12 protein-coding genes are annotated in these 15009 nt (G+C 72.6%); 2 read left to right on the plus strand and 10 right to left on the minus strand.

What is annotated here, in order from left to right; genetic code table 11:
- Nucleotides 1-70 precede the first annotated feature (70 nt).
- The gene (locus C1C97_RS08960; RefSeq protein WP_121031336.1) at nt 71-1252 is read left to right on the plus strand and encodes an NAD(P)/FAD-dependent oxidoreductase; all 1182 of its coding nucleotides are present in this window, start codon (nt 71-73) and stop codon (nt 1250-1252) included.
- Between the two features lie 43 nt (nt 1253-1295).
- On the opposite strand, the gene C1C97_RS08965 is transcribed toward C1C97_RS08960, so the two are convergent.
- From C1C97_RS08965 to C1C97_RS08985, 5 genes are all read right to left on the minus strand, one after another.
- A complete protein-coding gene (locus C1C97_RS08965; RefSeq protein WP_058954974.1) occupies nt 1296-2582 on the minus strand; it encodes a cytochrome P450 in 1287 nt (428 codons plus the stop codon).
- 34 nt (nt 2583-2616) lie between these two features.
- Entirely contained in the window at nt 2617-3840 is a 1224-nt protein-coding gene (locus C1C97_RS08970; protein ID WP_199712222.1) for an MFS transporter, read from the minus strand.
- 107 nt (nt 3841-3947) lie between these two features.
- On the minus strand, nt 3948-5090 hold the full coding sequence (locus tag C1C97_RS08975) for a DUF4097 family beta strand repeat-containing protein (protein WP_121031338.1): 1143 nt from the start codon (nt 5088-5090) through the stop codon (nt 3948-3950).
- Nucleotides 5091-5098: 8 nt separating this feature from the next.
- A complete protein-coding gene (locus C1C97_RS08980; protein ID WP_121031340.1) occupies nt 5099-5755 on the minus strand; it encodes a response regulator transcription factor in 657 nt (218 codons plus the stop codon).
- A 1-nt stretch (nt 5756) separates the two neighbouring features.
- A complete protein-coding gene (locus C1C97_RS08985) occupies nt 5757-7559 on the minus strand; it encodes a sensor histidine kinase (protein ID WP_233542845.1) in 1803 nt (600 codons plus the stop codon).
- 214 nt (nt 7560-7773) lie between these two features.
- Here C1C97_RS08985 and C1C97_RS08990 point away from each other — a divergent pair, with 214 nt between their 5' ends.
- A complete protein-coding gene (locus tag C1C97_RS08990) occupies nt 7774-9150 on the plus strand; it encodes an acyltransferase family protein (protein ID WP_121031342.1) in 1377 nt (458 codons plus the stop codon).
- A 75-nt stretch (nt 9151-9225) separates the two neighbouring features.
- Here C1C97_RS08990 and lysX read toward each other — a convergent pair whose 3' ends face one another.
- The 5 genes from lysX to purU form a co-directional block, all read right to left on the minus strand.
- Nucleotides 9226-12126 carry a bifunctional lysylphosphatidylglycerol synthetase/lysine--tRNA ligase LysX gene (lysX, locus tag C1C97_RS08995; protein ID WP_233542846.1) on the minus strand — a complete coding sequence of 967 codons (2901 nt, stop codon included), beginning with the start codon at nt 12124-12126 and terminating at the stop codon, nt 9226-9228.
- Nucleotides 12048-12488 carry a hypothetical protein gene (locus tag C1C97_RS12585; protein WP_233542847.1) on the minus strand — a complete coding sequence of 147 codons (441 nt, stop codon included), beginning with the start codon at nt 12486-12488 and terminating at the stop codon, nt 12048-12050. The genes lysX and C1C97_RS12585 overlap by 79 nt, the downstream gene beginning before the upstream one ends.
- A gap of 124 nt (nt 12489-12612) precedes the next feature.
- On the minus strand, nt 12613-13086 hold the full coding sequence (locus tag C1C97_RS12590) for an alpha/beta fold hydrolase (RefSeq protein WP_233542848.1): 474 nt from the start codon (nt 13084-13086) through the stop codon (nt 12613-12615).
- The gene (locus tag C1C97_RS12595) at nt 13058-13636 is read right to left on the minus strand and encodes an alpha/beta fold hydrolase (RefSeq protein WP_233542849.1); all 579 of its coding nucleotides are present in this window, start codon (nt 13634-13636) and stop codon (nt 13058-13060) included. Before C1C97_RS12595 ends, C1C97_RS12590 begins: the two co-directional genes overlap by 29 nt.
- 49 nt (nt 13637-13685) lie before the next feature.
- Entirely contained in the window at nt 13686-14528 is an 843-nt protein-coding gene (gene purU, locus C1C97_RS09005) for a formyltetrahydrofolate deformylase (RefSeq protein WP_121031344.1), read from the minus strand.
- Nucleotides 14529-15009 lie beyond the last annotated feature (481 nt).

Below are 15009 nucleotides of genomic sequence, written 5' to 3' on the forward strand. Positions count from 1 at the left end.
CGGATCCTGCGGTGCTAGCCTGCCCGAGAGGGACGTCAGCGCGGCATCGGCACCAGGGAAGAGGTCATACGTGCGCAGTATCGTCATCATCGGGGGCGGCAACGCCGGGTTGAGCTGTGCCGCCCGGGTGCTGCGGCAGCAGCCGCGGGGGTCCGTGCGGGTCACCGTCGTGGAACCGAGCCCCACGCACACCTACAGCCCCATGCTGTCGTACGTGGGTTCCGGCATGGCCGGGTTGGCGCAGGTGTGCCGGGCGCAGCGGCGCTACGTGCCCGCCGGCGCCGAGTGGCTGCGCCGCAGCGTGACGCTCGTCCGCCCCGAGGCGCACACCGTGGTCCTGGACGACGGTTCGGAGCTGGACTACGACGATCTCGTGGTGGCTCCGGGCATCATGCCGGACCACGAGCAGATCCCCGGTCTGGCGCAGGCCCTGGACACCCCCTGGGCAGCCACGAACTACGACACCCAGCTCGCCCCCAAGACCTGGGACCTGATGTCCGGGTTGCGCAGCGGAACGGCCGTTTTCACGGTGCGGTTCCACGACGTCGCGTGCGGCGGTGTGGGGTACAAACCCCTGTTCACGGCGTGCGATTACTGGCGCCGCACCGGGGTGCTGCAGGACCTGCGGGTGTACGCGATCGTGGAAGCCCCGGAGTTCTTCCCCGAACCGAAGGTGGCCGGGCACATCGCCCGCGCCATGCGGCGGTACGGCATCACGGCGATCACGGGTGCCCGGGTCGAGTCCGTGGACCCCGCGGTGCGTGGCATCACGTTCTCCCGCGGTGGCGCGCCGGAGTCCCTGGCCTACGACGCCCTGCACGTGCTGCCCCCGCACCGGGCACCGGAGTGGATCGCCCGCAGCGGACTGGCCGGCGCGGACCCCATGGGCCGCGTGGACGTTGACCCCGAGACGCTGCAGCACCGCCGCCACCCCACCGTGTGGTCCCTCGGCGACGCCGCCACCCTGGACACCATGTCCTCGGGCGGGGCCATCCGCAGCCAGAGCCCCGTGCTGGTGCACAACATCTTCGAACCCGACCCCGCCCGGTTCCAGCGCTACGACGGGTACACCGTGGCGCCCATCACCCTGTCACGACGCTCCCTGGTCCTGGCGGAGGTGGACCGGCGGCACTGCCCCGAGCCGTCCTTCGGGATCCGGGACCTCGCGAACCCGCGCCCGTGGACCTTCGCCTTCGACCGTTTCCTCCAGCCTGTGCTGTACTGGCAAGGCATCCTGCGCGGTCTGATCTGAGTGCGGCGGGCGCCGGGCCCGCGGTGACCCGGCGCCCTCGTGCTCAGCGGGTGGAACGCACCCGCACCCCGGTGGCCGGGCGGGTGAGCATGTGGGTCCAGGAGAACGTGAGGTCGTCCTGGTCACTGGGCAGCTGCACCTCCGGGCGGCACAGGGCCACCACGGCCGCGGACAGTGACGTCACCGCGATCTTCTCCCCGGGGCAGCGGTGCCCGGTGCGCACGTCCGCCCCGCCCTGGGGGATGAACGTGGTGATGGCCTCGGCGTCCGCCACGCCCATGAAGCGCTCGGGGTCGAACGTCGCCGCGCGGTCCCAGGACGCGGGGTCGGTGTTGGTGCCCAGGATGTCCAGGAGGATGCGCTGGCCCTTGTGCACGGGGCAGCCCTGGACCTCGGTGTCCACGGTGGCCTCCGCGGGCAGCACGGGCACGAACGGGTACACACGGCGGACCTCCTGCGCGAAGGCCACGGCCTCGGGCACGTCCAGCAGGGTGCCGCCCTGCGCCCGGGACGCGGCACGGATGCGCTCGATCCACTCGGGGTGCTCCACCAGTGCGGTGGCCGCGAACGCCGCAAAACGCGCCACGGCCACGTTCGGGCGCGTGAGGTTCTGCAGCTCGATCCCCGCCGTCTTCTCGTCCACCAGGGCGCCGTGCTCGTCCACGAGCTCCGCCATGTGGGCCAGCACGGAGTCCTCGGGTGCTGCGACCGCACCGGAGCGCACGTCGCGGATGAGCTTGGCGAACCGGCGGTCCAGGGCGATGCGGTCCGCCCACGCGACGGCCTGGGTGGCGGGCCGTCCGAAGGTGTCCAGCAGCCGGCTCATGCGGTGGGCCCAGCGGTCCATCTCCTGCGTGTCCCAGGGGATCCCGGCCCACCGGAAGGACGCACGGCCGAACGCGATGGCGGTGGAGTCGTAGACGTTGTCCCCGCCCTGCCAGCGCTGCGCCAGAGCCGCCAGCTCCTCGGCGACCAGGGGCTTGTACTCGGCCACGCGCTCGTCCTCGTACGCCATGTCCGCGAGCTGGTTCTTACGGACCCTGTGGGCCTCACCATCCAGGCCGTGGACCGCGCCGGATCCGAAAAGGGGACCCTTCACGACCTCGGGCATGGCGCCGTCGCGCTGCACGCGGGAGGTGTCGTAGAACAGCTTGACGCCCTCCTCACCGCGCACCAGGACGGTCTGCTTGCCCAGCAGCGGCATGCGGACCGGGCACCCCGAGTCCGCGGAGACGCCCGCGCGGCGTCGCACGCGGGAGGCGAAGAGATAGCCGGAGCGGAGCAGGGAGAGTGCCTGCTCGGAACGTGTCTGGGCAACCTTGGAAGTCATGCCCTCCAGTATGCGCCGGGCGACGCCGCGTGCGTCACGGACGGGTGCGCACCCGCAGCGCCCCCGCGAAGAGGAACGCGAGCAGACCCATGAGCGGGAAGACGAGCAGTGCGGTGCGCAACCCCGCGGCATCGGCGAACAGGCCCACCAGCGGGGGCGAGATCACGAACACGATCCGCATGCACCAGCTCACGAGCGTCAGGCCGGTGCCGGGCTTGAGCCCGGGCGCACGGTCCGCGGCGGCGTACGCGGTGGGGACCATGGTGGCGCACCCGAACCCGGCGAGCGCGAAGCCGGTCAGTGCGAGCCACGGGGCGGGCGCCACCGCCACCGCACCGAGACCCACGAAGATCAGAACCCCGCCCAGCCGGGTGACGAGCACCGCCCCCAGGGCGTCGATGAGGCGGTCCCCCAGGATCCGGCCCACGAACTGCGCACCCACTAGGCTCACGTAGCCCAGCCCCACCAGGCTCACGGGTGCGGAGAGGACGTCCCGGAGGTAGACGGCGGACCAGTTGGAGCCCACGTCCTCCACGAGCACCCCGGACACCGCGACCACGGCGATGGGCAGCAGCGCCAGCAGGGCAGGACCCGTTCCGCGAGGCAGCCGGGGCATGCCAGTGGTGTCCAGGGGGACGTTCTCGGCCTGGGCGGCGGCGTGGGCCTCGTGGTCGTCGGGCACGGCCCAGCGCATGGCCACCACGGCCACGAGCGAGAAGATCACGGCACTCGTGAGGAAGTGCCACACCAGGGGAATGTGCAGGGCGGCCGCGCCCGTGCCCATCAGGCCGCCGATCACGGCACCCACGCTCCACAGTGCGTGCATGGAGTTGATCATGGAGGCCCCGGCCAGGCGCTGCACCCGCAGCCCCTGCGCGTTCTGGGCGGTGTCCACCACGGCGTCCAGCATCCCGGCGATGAAGAGCCCCGTACCGAAGACCGCGAGCACGGGGACGGACCCGGCCACGAACACGGCGCTCGCGAGCAGCACGGAGCCCACGGCCGCGGTCCGCGCGGTTCCGAAGCGCCGCAGGACGGGAGCGGGGAGCGGTCCGGCCACCACGCCACCGATGGGGAACGCGATCAGCGCGAGCCCGTACAGCGCGTTGGACAGCTCGAACATGTCCTTGATCTCGGGCAGCCGGGGCAGCAGGTTCGAGAAGATCGCCCCGTTGGTCAGGAACAGCAGCGACACGGCGATCCGGGCGCGGGTGACGCGCGCAGGGGCCAGCGCAGCGAGGTCCGGGGAGTGGGTCACCCGCCCAGGCTACGGGGCGAGCCGATGGACGGGAAAAGCCCCGCGGCCGCCTGGTCAGCGGTGCCGCGGGGCGCCCGTCCGGGGCCCGTACGCCCCGGACGGGTGGTCTAGTGCTCCCGCGCCGCGCTCCGGGTGGCCTGCGGGGCCGGGGTGGTCGCGGCCCGGGTGTCCGAGTCCTGGTCCCACTGCGCGTTCCACTCGTCCATGTACCCGGAGGTCCGCACGTCCACGGGTGTGCCCTCGAGGAACAGGCACGGCCGATTCTTCGGCGCGGAGGCGCACACGGTGTCCGCGTCGAGAGCCGCCCCGGCCGTTTCCCCGTGCGGGAAGGACCCGGCGGTCGGAGAGGTCCACGGTTCCGCGCTGCTCCGGGGCTCATCGCTGGCGGTGGCCGTGCGGGGCCGGCGCGGGTCGGCGACGTCGTGCCGGCTGGTCTTCGGGTACCAGTAGTCCGCCTCGGGCATGTCGACCCCGTAGGCGCCGGTTGACGCGGTCACCGATGCCCGCTCGGGGGCGGTGCCCTGTGCCTCCACGAGGGCCATGCCGAGGGTCGCGTGGGCGTCCAGCCGGTTGCTCACCCGCACCCCGTTCAGCAGCACCTGACCGGTGGTGGCGCGGGCGTCCAGCACGGAGGCCTCCACGTCCGTGGCCATGACGGAGCCGATCTCGGTCCTCGCGGACACGTCCTTGAACGTGCCCTTGAGGTTCACCGCACCCGTGGTGCTGGTGAGGTTCAGGGAGGCGGCGGGAGCATCCTGGGGGACGATCACGGAGATCTGCCGGGAAGTGCTGCCCCATTTCTGCCGTTCCGGTGAGGACCGGACAGTCAGGGCCCCGCCCGTTACCTCCGGCGCGAGCGGCTGCTCGGTGAACGCCCACCCGGTTTCGTGCCACTGCACCTGGACGCGGTCCACCGTGGGACTCGTGGAGACGTCCACCACGGAGGTGGGTGCATCGATGCGGATGCTCGAGATGGCCGAGTCCGCGCGCCACGAACCGTCGCGCTCCTGGGTCAGCGCCAGCGCCGTTGCCGTTCCGGCGCCGCCCAGCAGCAGGGCCAGCGCACCCACGCCGCCCACCACGGCGGTGGCGGTGTTCCAGGCGCGGCGCTCGCCGCGCCCCACGGGGCGGTCGTGCGGGCGGTCCCGGTGCGGGCCCTGCGGGTGGCGGGCGTCGCCGGGGAAGCCTGCGGGCGGCGTCGTCGGCTGCGGGGAGGAAGGGGACTGGTCGTGCGGGAATCGTGTGCTCATGGCGTGTCCTAAAGGGAGTGGTCCGAGTATCCGAGGTACTTGAGAACGGCCAGAACCCTGCGGTTGCCGGTCTCCGAGATGACGCCCAACTTGGCGAAGATCGAGCCGATGTGCTTCTCCACGGCCGATTCGGTGAGGTACAGGTTCGCGGCGATGGACGCGTTCGAGAGGCCCTGCGCCATGAGCCCCAGCACCTCGCGCTCGCGCGGTGTCAGCAGCTCCATGTCCTCCCGGCGCCGCGAGCGCACCAGAATCTGCGTGAGCACCTCCGGGTCCAGCACGGTGCCGCCGGAGCCCACGGTCTGCACGGACTCCAGGAACTGGTCCACGTCCGCCACGCGGTCCTTGAGCAGGTAGCCCAGGCCCTCGCGGCGGGACGCGATCAGCTCGGACGCGTAGCGCTCCTCCACGTACTGGGAGAGCACCAGCACGGCCACCTCGGGGTGGGCGGAGCGGATGAGCACGGCGGCGCGGATGCCCTCGTCGCTGAACGTGGGCGGCAACCGCACGTCCACCAGGGCGAAGTCCGGGCAGTGCTCCGCCACGGCCTTCACGAGCCCCTCGGCGGTGTCCGTCTCGGCCACCACCTCGTGCCCGGCGTCCGTGAGCAGGCGCACGAGCCCGGCGCGCAGCAGCACGGCGTCCTCGGCAATCACGATGCGCATCTCAGTTCTCCTCTCCTGCTGCGGGCCGCGACTGTCCAGCCGCGGGGTACGACGACGCCGCACCGCCCGTTCCCTGCCCCGGCCCACCGGGCGCGGTCCCGGCCCCGTGGTCCGTTCCGTGGCCGCGCGGGGCGTCGTCCGCGGGGGCCGAGCTGCGCGCGTGCACGGTGCCGGGGGCGGAGTAGGCGCCGTGCGCCGTCGTGGTCCCGCCGGTGAGCGGCAGCTCCACGACGACCTCGGTGGGCCCGCCCACGGGCGAGGTCACGAAGAACCGGCCACCGGCGGAGCGGATGCGGTCCTGGATCCCGGAGAGCCCGCCGCCGGGAACCACGCGGGCGCCCCCGCGCCCGAAGTCCCGCACCCCGGCGACCACCACGGTCGTGCCGGGGGCCGGCCCGTCCTGCAGGGACACGGCCACGTCCGCCGAGCGGGTGCCCGAGTACTTGATCGCATTGGTGAGGCTCTCGGAGACCGCGAAGTAGACGGCGGCCTCCGTGCGGGGCTCCAGGCGGGGCACGGTCACGGAGACGTCCACCGGGAAGGGTGCCTGTGCGGCCACGGCGGACAGGGCGGCGTCGAGCCCCCGGTCCTCCAGCACGGCGGGGTGGAAACCACGGGCCAGCCGGCGCAGCTCGGTGATCGCCGCCTTGGTGGTGCCGTGGGCCTCGGCCACCAGCTCCCTGGCCGCGGCGGGGTCCGTGTCGATCCGGGACTTCGCCATCGACAGGTTCATGGCCACCGAGACCAGCTGGGGCTGGACACCGTCGTGCAGGTCCCGTTCGATGCGCGAGCGCTCGGTCTCCGCACCGCGAACCGCGGACTCCTTGGCAGCGGACTCGTATTCGGCGCGCCGCTGCGACTCGAGCGCCTCCCGCCGCAACCGCACGGCCTCGCTCTGGCGCAGCAGACCCGCGGACAGTCCACGGTGCGCCAGGGTGAGCAGGATGCCCAGCAGCACGCTCAGCAGCAGCGCGGCCAGCCCCAGGGGCACCAGGGCCCATTCCGGGACCTGCCGGAGCGAGTCCAGTGCGTGGCGCACCACGGACTCCGCGGGCATGTAGGCGGGGGCGAGGGCCGTGGCGATCGCCGCGCCCGTCACCACGAACGGCACGAGCGCCAGCCAGCCCAGCGCGCACGTGAGCACCAGGTGCAGCAGCCCCAGCCACAGGGGGCCGTCGGTCGCGTCCAGCCACCACTGGTGGGGAATCCGCACCCAGTCCGTGCGCGGGGTGCGCCGCCGCTGCGGGTCCCGGATGTCCAGCCCGAAGGACGACGCCGCACGGCGCCGTTCCAGCCACACCGCCGCCGTCATCACGTAGACGGTCGCGGCGAGGACCAGCACGCCCAGGCCCAGGGCCGGGACCGTGACGGCCCCGGCCACCAGGAACGCGAAGACCACGGACAGCAGCGCGGTGTTGAGCACCGAGTCCACCACGAGGTCCAGGCCGCCGAAGAACAGGGTCTTGGGGGAAAACATGCGCCACTCGCGGGGAGCGTCCGAGGGGCCCGCGGTTCCGGGGGTTCCGGGCCCGGGCACACCGGGGGTCCCCGGTGCCCCGGGGGTCGTCCCGGGACCGGTGGGCCCGGAGTCCCCGGCCGTGCCGCGGTGGGCGCTCTGCCGCCCGCCCGGACGGGAGGCGTGACTCCGGGAGGGGTGCTCCGAACCGGTGGGCGGAGCGGCGTCGGCGTCCGCGGGTGTGCCGGGGCGGTTCACGGGCGGCAGGGGACGGGTGTGCTCCGTGTCGGTGGGGAGGGACTCCGTGGTGTCCCACGGCGGGGTGGGGTTCGAGGCTGCTGTGCTCATGGCCACAACGCTACGGACCCCCGGGGCTCCGCGCGCCAGGGCTGTCCACCGGGTCGGGGTGGGGTTTTCCGCACCCCGGGCTCCTCGGTGGGGCCGGAGACGACCGCGGACTGTCCACCGTGCGGGGCGGCGCGGTCGGACACACGGAGGTGGCGGCACTGCACAGTCGCGACACCGGGGCCGCCGGGCGTCGCGGCGCCCTACAGTGTGACCCATGCCCCAGTACGCCCCGGACACCTCCGGCCCGCGCTCCGGCGCTCCGCACGCGCCCGGACCCAGTTCCGTCAGCACCCGCCCCATCCGCCCAGTCACCGCGGCCACGCCACCTCCCGAGCGCGACCCCGCCGTGGATGCCGCCCGCGTGGGGTGCGTGATCGCCGTGGTGTGCATCCACATCCTCATGGTCACCATCACGCGGGATCCCGTCTCGGGGGAGATCCGCTCGGTGCTGGTGCCCACGCTGCAGCCCTGGTACTGGTGGGGCACGTGGATCCTGCAGGTCATGCCCCTGTTCTTCGTGGTGGGTGGGACGGCCACGGCGGGGGCGTGGCGGCGACGTCGCGAGCGGGGCACGGCCGCGGGGGAGTACGTGCGGGAGCGCACCCTGCGGCTCGTGCAGCCGGCCGCGCTGCTGTGGTGCGCGCTCGCACTGCTGGCCGTGGTGGCGCTCGCGGCGGGGGCGCCGTACGAGCTGGTGACGTTCGCACTGTCCGGGATGGGCATGGCCCTGTGGTTCCTGGCCGCCTACCTGATCTGCCAGGCAGTGGCACCCATCTACATGCAGATGCATGAGTCGATGGGCTGGGTGTGGTGCTGGTTCCTGCTCTCGGGCACCGTGGCCGTGGACCTGCTGCGCATGGGCACCGGGCAGCAGTGGTGGGGCCTGCTCAACATGGTGTTCGTGTGGCCGCTGGTGCAGCAGTTCGGGTTCCTCCGCGCGGACGGCTGGTTCGCAGCCCGGTCCCGGACGACCCTCGTGGCGCTCGCCGCCGGATGCTGTGCGGTGCTTGGGCTGTGCGTGGCCTCCGGGTCCTACGCCCCGGACATGCTCACCAACCTCAACCCGCCCACGGTGTGCATGGTGCTGCTCGGGTTCGCGCAGGCGTGCCTGCTGGAGGTGCTCAGCCCGGCCCTGCGGCGGCTCATGGCGTGGCGCTCGGTGCGGGCAGTGGCGCATCTGGTGGGCTCCCGGGCGCTGACCATCTACCTGTGGCACCTGCCGCTGGTGGTGGCCGTGATGGCCGCGTGGTTCCTGGCCGGTGGGTACGATCCCGCCCCCGGTTCCGCCGCCTGGTGGTGGCTGCGGATCCCCCTGGCCCTGCTGTGCTGGGCCGTGGTGCTCGCGGTGGCCACCGTGCTGCGCCGGGCCGAGCGCGCCTCCGTGGCCCCGTGGGGCGCACGCCCGGTGCGGCTCTCGGGCGCCGCACTGGTCCTGGCGCTGGCGTGTGCGGTGGTGCCGCCGCTGTGGGAGATCGTCACCCTGCTCACCGTGCCGCTCACGATCGCCGGTGCCGTGGGGTCCCTGGTGGCGGTGGTGCTGCTGCGCAGCGGACGGGTTGCCGCAACCGACCCCGTCCCGTCCCCACGCTGAGCGCCCGGAGAGCACCGGCCGCCGCGCACGAGGAGATCCCGGGGGCGGCGGCCGCGTCCGCGGAGCCCGGGGGCTTCAGCGCTGCTCGTTCGGGCGGGTGAACGGGAACGCCAGGGTGGCGCGGATGTTCGTGCCCGTGAGCATCATGATCATCCGGTCCACGCCGATGCCCAGACCACCCGTGGGCGGCATGGCATACTCCAGGGCGGTGAGGAAGTTCTCGTCCACCTCCATGGCCTCCGGGTCACCCGCGGCGGCCTTGTAGGACTGCTCCGTCAGGCGGTTGCGCTGGTCCACGGGGTCCACGAGCTCCGAGTACGCGGTGCCGATCTCCGCGCCGAACGCCACGAGGTCCCAGCGCTCCGAGAGCTTCGGGTCCGTGCGGTGCGTGCGGGTCAGCGGGGAGGTCTCCAGCGGGAAGTCCGTGTAGAACACCGGCAGGGTGGTCTGCCCCTCCACGAGCTCGTCGTAGAGCTCCAGCACCACTTCACCGGCGGTCATGTTCTCGTTCCAGTGCACGTGGTGCGCATCGGCCACGGCGCGCACCTCCTCCACCGGTGTGCCGGAGGTCAGCAGCGTGCCGGTGGCCTCCGAGACCGCCCGGTGCACCGGGATCACTTTCCACTCGTGGTCCAGCCGGATCCGGGTCTGCCCGCCGTGGCCGTCCGGGCGCACGGCCACGGGCTCGCCGTGGATGGCGGTGGCCACCTCGATGATCAGCTCGCGGGTGAGCTCCCGCATGGTGTTGTAGTCACCGTGCGCCGCGTACGCCTCCACGGAGGTGAACTCCGGGTTGTGGGTGGCGTCCGCGCCCTCGTTGCGGAAGTTGCGGTTGAGCTCGAAGATCCGGTCCATCCCGCCCACGCACAGGTGCTTGAGGAACAGTTCCGGCGCGATGCGCAGGTACAGGTCCGCGTTGTAGGCGTTGATGTGGGTGCGGAACGGCCGGGCGCTCGCACCGCCGTGCACCGCCTGCAGCATGGGGGTCTCCACCTCCATGTAGCCGCGCTCCATGAAGGACTGCCGCATGGCGGCGATCCCGCGCGAGCGGGCCCGCAGCAGCTGGGAGGACTCCTTGTTCACGATCAGGTCCAGGTAGCGCTGGCGCACCCGGGCCTCGGGGTTCGTGAAGCCGGTGTGGTCGTTGGGCACCGGACGCAGGGACTTCGAGGCCATGGCCCAGGACGTCGCCAGCAGGGACGGCTCGCCCCGGCGGCTGCGGCCGAGCGTGCCGGTCACGGAGATCTGGTCGCCCACGTCCAGAGCACGGCGCCACAGCCGCATCAGGGCCGGGTCCACCGCGCTCTCCTCCAGGAGCACCTGCAGGCGGACGTCCCGCTCCTCGATCGTGGCGAAGGCGACGCCGCCGAAGTCGCGCAGCGCACGCACGCGCCCACCGAGCGAGACCTGCTGGGTCATGGCGGCGGCGTCGTCCTGGGAGATGATCTCCAGGGCCCGCGTGAGCGGCATGGTGTAGGGGACCTGGACCGGGTAGGGCCCCATACCGGCCTCGCGCAGCACGTCCAGCTTGGCGTGGCGCACCCGCTGCTGCTCGTTGAGGTGGCGCACCGGGCGGGGCGGGGTGAGCAGCTCCTTGTCCTGGGCCAGGGCGAGGTCCGCGAGGGGCACCGTGGTGCCGTCGGCAGCGGCGACGAGCGTCTCGCCGTCGTGGCCCGGGCGCGGTGCGCGGCCGGGAAGGAAGCCCTCGGCGCGGCCCGCGGCGATGCCCACGAGCGGCAGGTCCGCGGTGCTCGCGTAGCACAGGAAGCGCTCGTCCCAGCGGGGCAGGTACTTGGCGTTGGCCTCGTAGAGGGACTCGAGCTGCCAGAAGCGGTTGCCCCAGGACAGCACGCGGTCAGCGATACGCACGCCGAGGCCCGCGCCCACCTTGTCCGCACCCGTGAACACGGAGCGGAACATGGCGAAGTTCAGCGAGATCTCGCGCACGCCGAGGTCCCCGCCCTCCTCCGCGAGCGCGGCCACCATGGCCTCGTTGACGCCGTTGGGGGCGTCCGGGGAACGCCGCATCAGGTCCAGGGACAGCCCGCGGGTGCCCCACGGCACGTAGGACTGCAGGGCCACGATCTCGCCCGCGGCGTCACGGACCAGGACGGCGACGCTGCGGGCGTCCGCGCGGTCCGCGAGCCGGTTCAGTGCCATGGAGAAGCCGCGGTCGGCCTCGTCCCCGCGCCACTTCTCGGACAGGTCGATGATCTGCTGCATCGTGGCGGCGTCGAGCTGGCCGTGCCGTTCGACGACGACGCTGCACCCGGCGTCGCGCACGCGAGCCACCGCCCGCTTGACCGGACGCATGGTGCGGCCCTCGAGCGGGAAGGTGTCGGTCTCCAGGACGGCCTCGTCGCCGAGAGCGCCCGTCTCGGACGCGGAGAGCACGGCCATGCGCCACGCGTGGACGCGGCCCTCGCGCTTCCACGCGGCAATTGCCTCGGGCCACGCGTCCTGGGCACCGAGGGGATCGCCGGACGCCAGGCAGACGGTGCCGATGACGCGGTAGGAGACGGCCGCGCGGCCGTCCGGGGAGAAGATCACGGACTTGTCCCGGCGCGTGGCGAAGTACCCGAGCGAGTCCTGGTTGCCGTGCTGGGCGAGCAGCCTGCGGATGTGCAGCTCGTCCGTGGGGCTGATGACCTCGGAGCGCTGCGCCGACTGGGTGAACTGCCACACCGAGTAGAACAGGGCGGCGCCACCGAGGATGCCGGCCATGACGGTGAGCCAGTGCGGGCCGGCGGATCCGTCGGAGATGCCACTGGGCAGGGACAGCCCCGTGACGCTGCGGACCGGGAACCACAGGTGCTCCGCGCCGTGCAGGTGGCTCGGCACCACCCACGAGATCGCGAAGACGAGGAGGATGGACAGCAGCAGGCCTGCCGCCAGGGTCAGCAGCCCTTGCGCATGGCCCCGCGACGCATTCGGGCGGGGAAGTCCCGGCGGTACAGGACGAAGAGGGCGATCCACACCGTGGTGACCGTGGTGCCCACGGCGAGGAAGACGCCGTCGAGCAGCTCGATGTCCCCCTCCAGGGCGTCCGTGATCACCAGGATGCTCGACAGGGCGTAGACCAGCAGCTCGAGGACCAGGACACTGAGGGAGACCACCCAGGCGATGCGCAGCCCACGGCGCAGCGCCGCGCCCACGATCAGCAGACTCAGGGCGAGGAAGAGGTTGGGGCCGGCGGGAATGCCCAGCGCGCCGAAGACGTCGTCCACCACGGACAGGGAGCCGTCCCGGGCGAAGGGGATCGACGGGAAGGACCACAGTGCCGCCAGGTACACCAGGGTGCCGGCGAGGCGCGGCAGTCGGTCGTGGGATGTCTTCATACGGGTGGTTCTCTCCGTCCGGTGGTTCGGCTTCGGGGGCGGCCGGGCGCTCGTCGGGGCACCGTGTCCTTGCTATCACGGGTGACCGTGGAACGAAGCACAACGGTGTGCGCGCACCGCGCCATCATGTCAGGTGCTGCACGACCATGGGCAGCAGCGGGACCACCCGGGGATGGACCTGGTGCCCCATGCCGGGGACGCTGACGAAGCGCGCTCCGGGAATGGCCGCCGCGGTGGCGGGCCCACCGTCCGGACGGACGATCTTGTCGTGGTCCCCGTGGAGCACGAGCGTGGGCGCGGTGATCCCCGTGAGGACCTCCGTACGGTTGCCGGAGGCGCGGATGGCCCCGATCTGACGGCGCATCGCGGCGGCCTCGTGGCGCGGGTCCAGGCTGCGCTGCCAGTGCACCTCCGCGAGCCGGCGTTCGTGGGCCAGGTCCACGGGGAACCCCGGGCCGGCCAGGTGTCGGGACATCACCAGGCGGGAGCGGATGTACATCCGCCGGGTCCTGGCGCCGGGCAGGGCGAGCATGGCGGCGGTGGACGTGGCCGCCGTCCCCACCGAGGGGTCACCCGTGGTGGAGCACAGGGAGATCAACCGCCGCACCGCGTCCGGGTTGGCCCGCCAGGGACTGCGCGATCATCCCTCCCAGGGAGAAGCCCATGACGTCCGCGCGCTGCACCCCCAGTTCGCGCAGGGCGTCGGCCACGTCCTGGGACATGTCCTCCACCGTGTACTGGCCCTCGGGGAGCGTGCCGCTCAGCAGCTGCCGCGCGGTGGGCGGGGCCGACGACGCACGGAAAGAACGTCCCTCGTCCCGGTTGTCCAGCCGGATCACGCGGTGGCCGTGCCGGGTGAGTCCGCGCACGAAGGACAGCGGCCACGTGGTGAGGTCGAAGCCCAGGCCGGTGATCAGCACCAGTGGCGGACCGTCGGGCGGGCCTTCCAGGCGCGCACAGATGAACCGCTCCTCGTCCAGGCGGATGATCCGTTCCTCGCCGCCGCCCTCCGGCTCCAGGAGCGGGTCAGGCTCCGGGGGCGCACCCGGAACCGGGGGCGGGACCGGTTGCGGCGCGCGGGCGGTCGCGGCGGCGTCGTCACCCGAACGGGAACGGCCCACCGCGGGAGCACGGAACCGGCGGGTCACGGCACCCGGCGGAGCCGCGAGAGCCCGGACGGACCGGTGGGGGCGCCGGTCACCGCAGCACCACCGTCTTGCCGCCGTGCAGGATCACGCGGCCCTCGCAGTGCCAGCGCACGGCGTCCGAGAGCGCCTTGCACTCGGTGTCCCGCCCGGCGGCCACGAGGTCCTCCGGACCGTAGGCGTGGTTCACCTCCACCACCTGCTGGGTGATGATGGGGCCCTCGTCCAGCTCCGCGTTCACGTAGTGGGCGGTGGCACCCACGGTCTTCACACCACGGTCGTAGGCCTGGTGGTAGGGTTTGGCGCCCTTGAAGGAGGGCAGGAACGAGTGGTGGATGTTGATCACGCGCCCCTCCATCCTGGTGGCCAGGGAGTCGCTGAGCACCTGCATGTACCGGGCCAGCACCACCAGGTCCACCTCGAAACGGTCCACCAGGTCCAGCAGCTTCGCCTCCGCCTCCGGCTTGGTGTCCTTGGTGACGGGCACGTGGAAGAACGGGATGCCGTGCCACTCCACGAGCCGCTGGTGGTCCCGGTGGTTGGAGACCACCGCCACGATCTCCACCGGCAGCTCCCCGGTGCGCGCACGGAAGAGGAGGTCGTTGAGGCAGTGGCCGAACTTGGAGACCATCACCAGCACCCGCCGCTTGGCCCTGTGCTGGTGCAGCTCCCACCGCATCCCGAAGCGTTCGGCCACCGGTGCGAGGTCCGCGCGCACCGCGTCCTCGTCCAGCACGGCGCCGTCCATGGGTGCCATGTGCACGCGCATGAAGAAGCGGCCCAGGCGCCGGTCGTCGAACTGTGTGAGCTCCACGATGTTCGCGCCGTGCTCCAGCAGCACCCCGCTCACGGCGTGCACGATCCCGGGCTGCTCCGGGCAGTCCAGGGTCAGCACCAGTTCCGGGGTGGCCGGCGTGGCGGGCGGTGAGGTGGGGTGGGGTGCGGGGTGCTCACGGGTTCTCCTGGTGGTTGCTCGTCCATGGTGGTCGGGGTCCGGGTGCGGGTCCCCGGTCGCGTCGCACGACCTCGGGACGTGTCCTCAGTCACGGCGTCCAGGAGCCAGTGTGCCGTGTCCCACCCGCAGGATGCGCGAGGCGTGACCCGCCACGTGTCCTGCGTCGCAGAGCGGGGCGGTCGCAGCAGCGGAGCAGCGCGCCGACCGCCCAGGTCGCCCGCGTGCTGACACGGTGGGCGATCGGCGTCTCGGGAGGACCGGTGGGCGGAGCGCCTTGCCGTTCCGGGTGTGACGTGACTAACGTTGGCGCACAGCCTACGGCGGGTCCTGAACGGACTATCTACCGGGCGAGCAATCAGAACCGCACCGGTTCGGCGCCAGGAAGCTCCCGGAACAGCTGAGGACTCATCCGCTTCGCGTC

This window comes from Kocuria tytonis, from assembly GCF_003226895.2.
Lineage (GTDB): Bacteria > Actinomycetota > Actinomycetes > Actinomycetales > Micrococcaceae > Kocuria > Kocuria tytonis.

Bases quoted from the DNA above. Each gene is read 5' to 3' on its own strand.
- C1C97_RS08965 (WP_058954974.1), bottom strand. From the start codon at position 2,582: ATGACTTCCAAGGTTGCCCAGACACGTTCCGAGCAGGCACTCTCCCTG.
- C1C97_RS08975 (WP_121031338.1), bottom strand. From the start codon at position 5,090: ATGAGCACACGATTCCCGCACGACCAGTCCCCTTCCTCCCCGCAGCCG.
- C1C97_RS08980 (WP_121031340.1), bottom strand. From the start codon at position 5,755: ATGCGCATCGTGATTGCCGAGGACGCCGTGCTGCTGCGCGCCGGGCTC.
- C1C97_RS08985 (WP_233542845.1), bottom strand. From the start codon at position 7,559: ATGAGCACAGCAGCCTCGAACCCCACCCCGCCGTGGGACACCACGGAG.
- C1C97_RS08990 (WP_121031342.1), top strand. From the start codon at position 7,774: ATGCCCCAGTACGCCCCGGACACCTCCGGCCCGCGCTCCGGCGCTCCG.
- C1C97_RS12585 (WP_233542847.1), bottom strand. From the start codon at position 12,488: ATGAAGACATCCCACGACCGACTGCCGCGCCTCGCCGGCACCCTGGTG.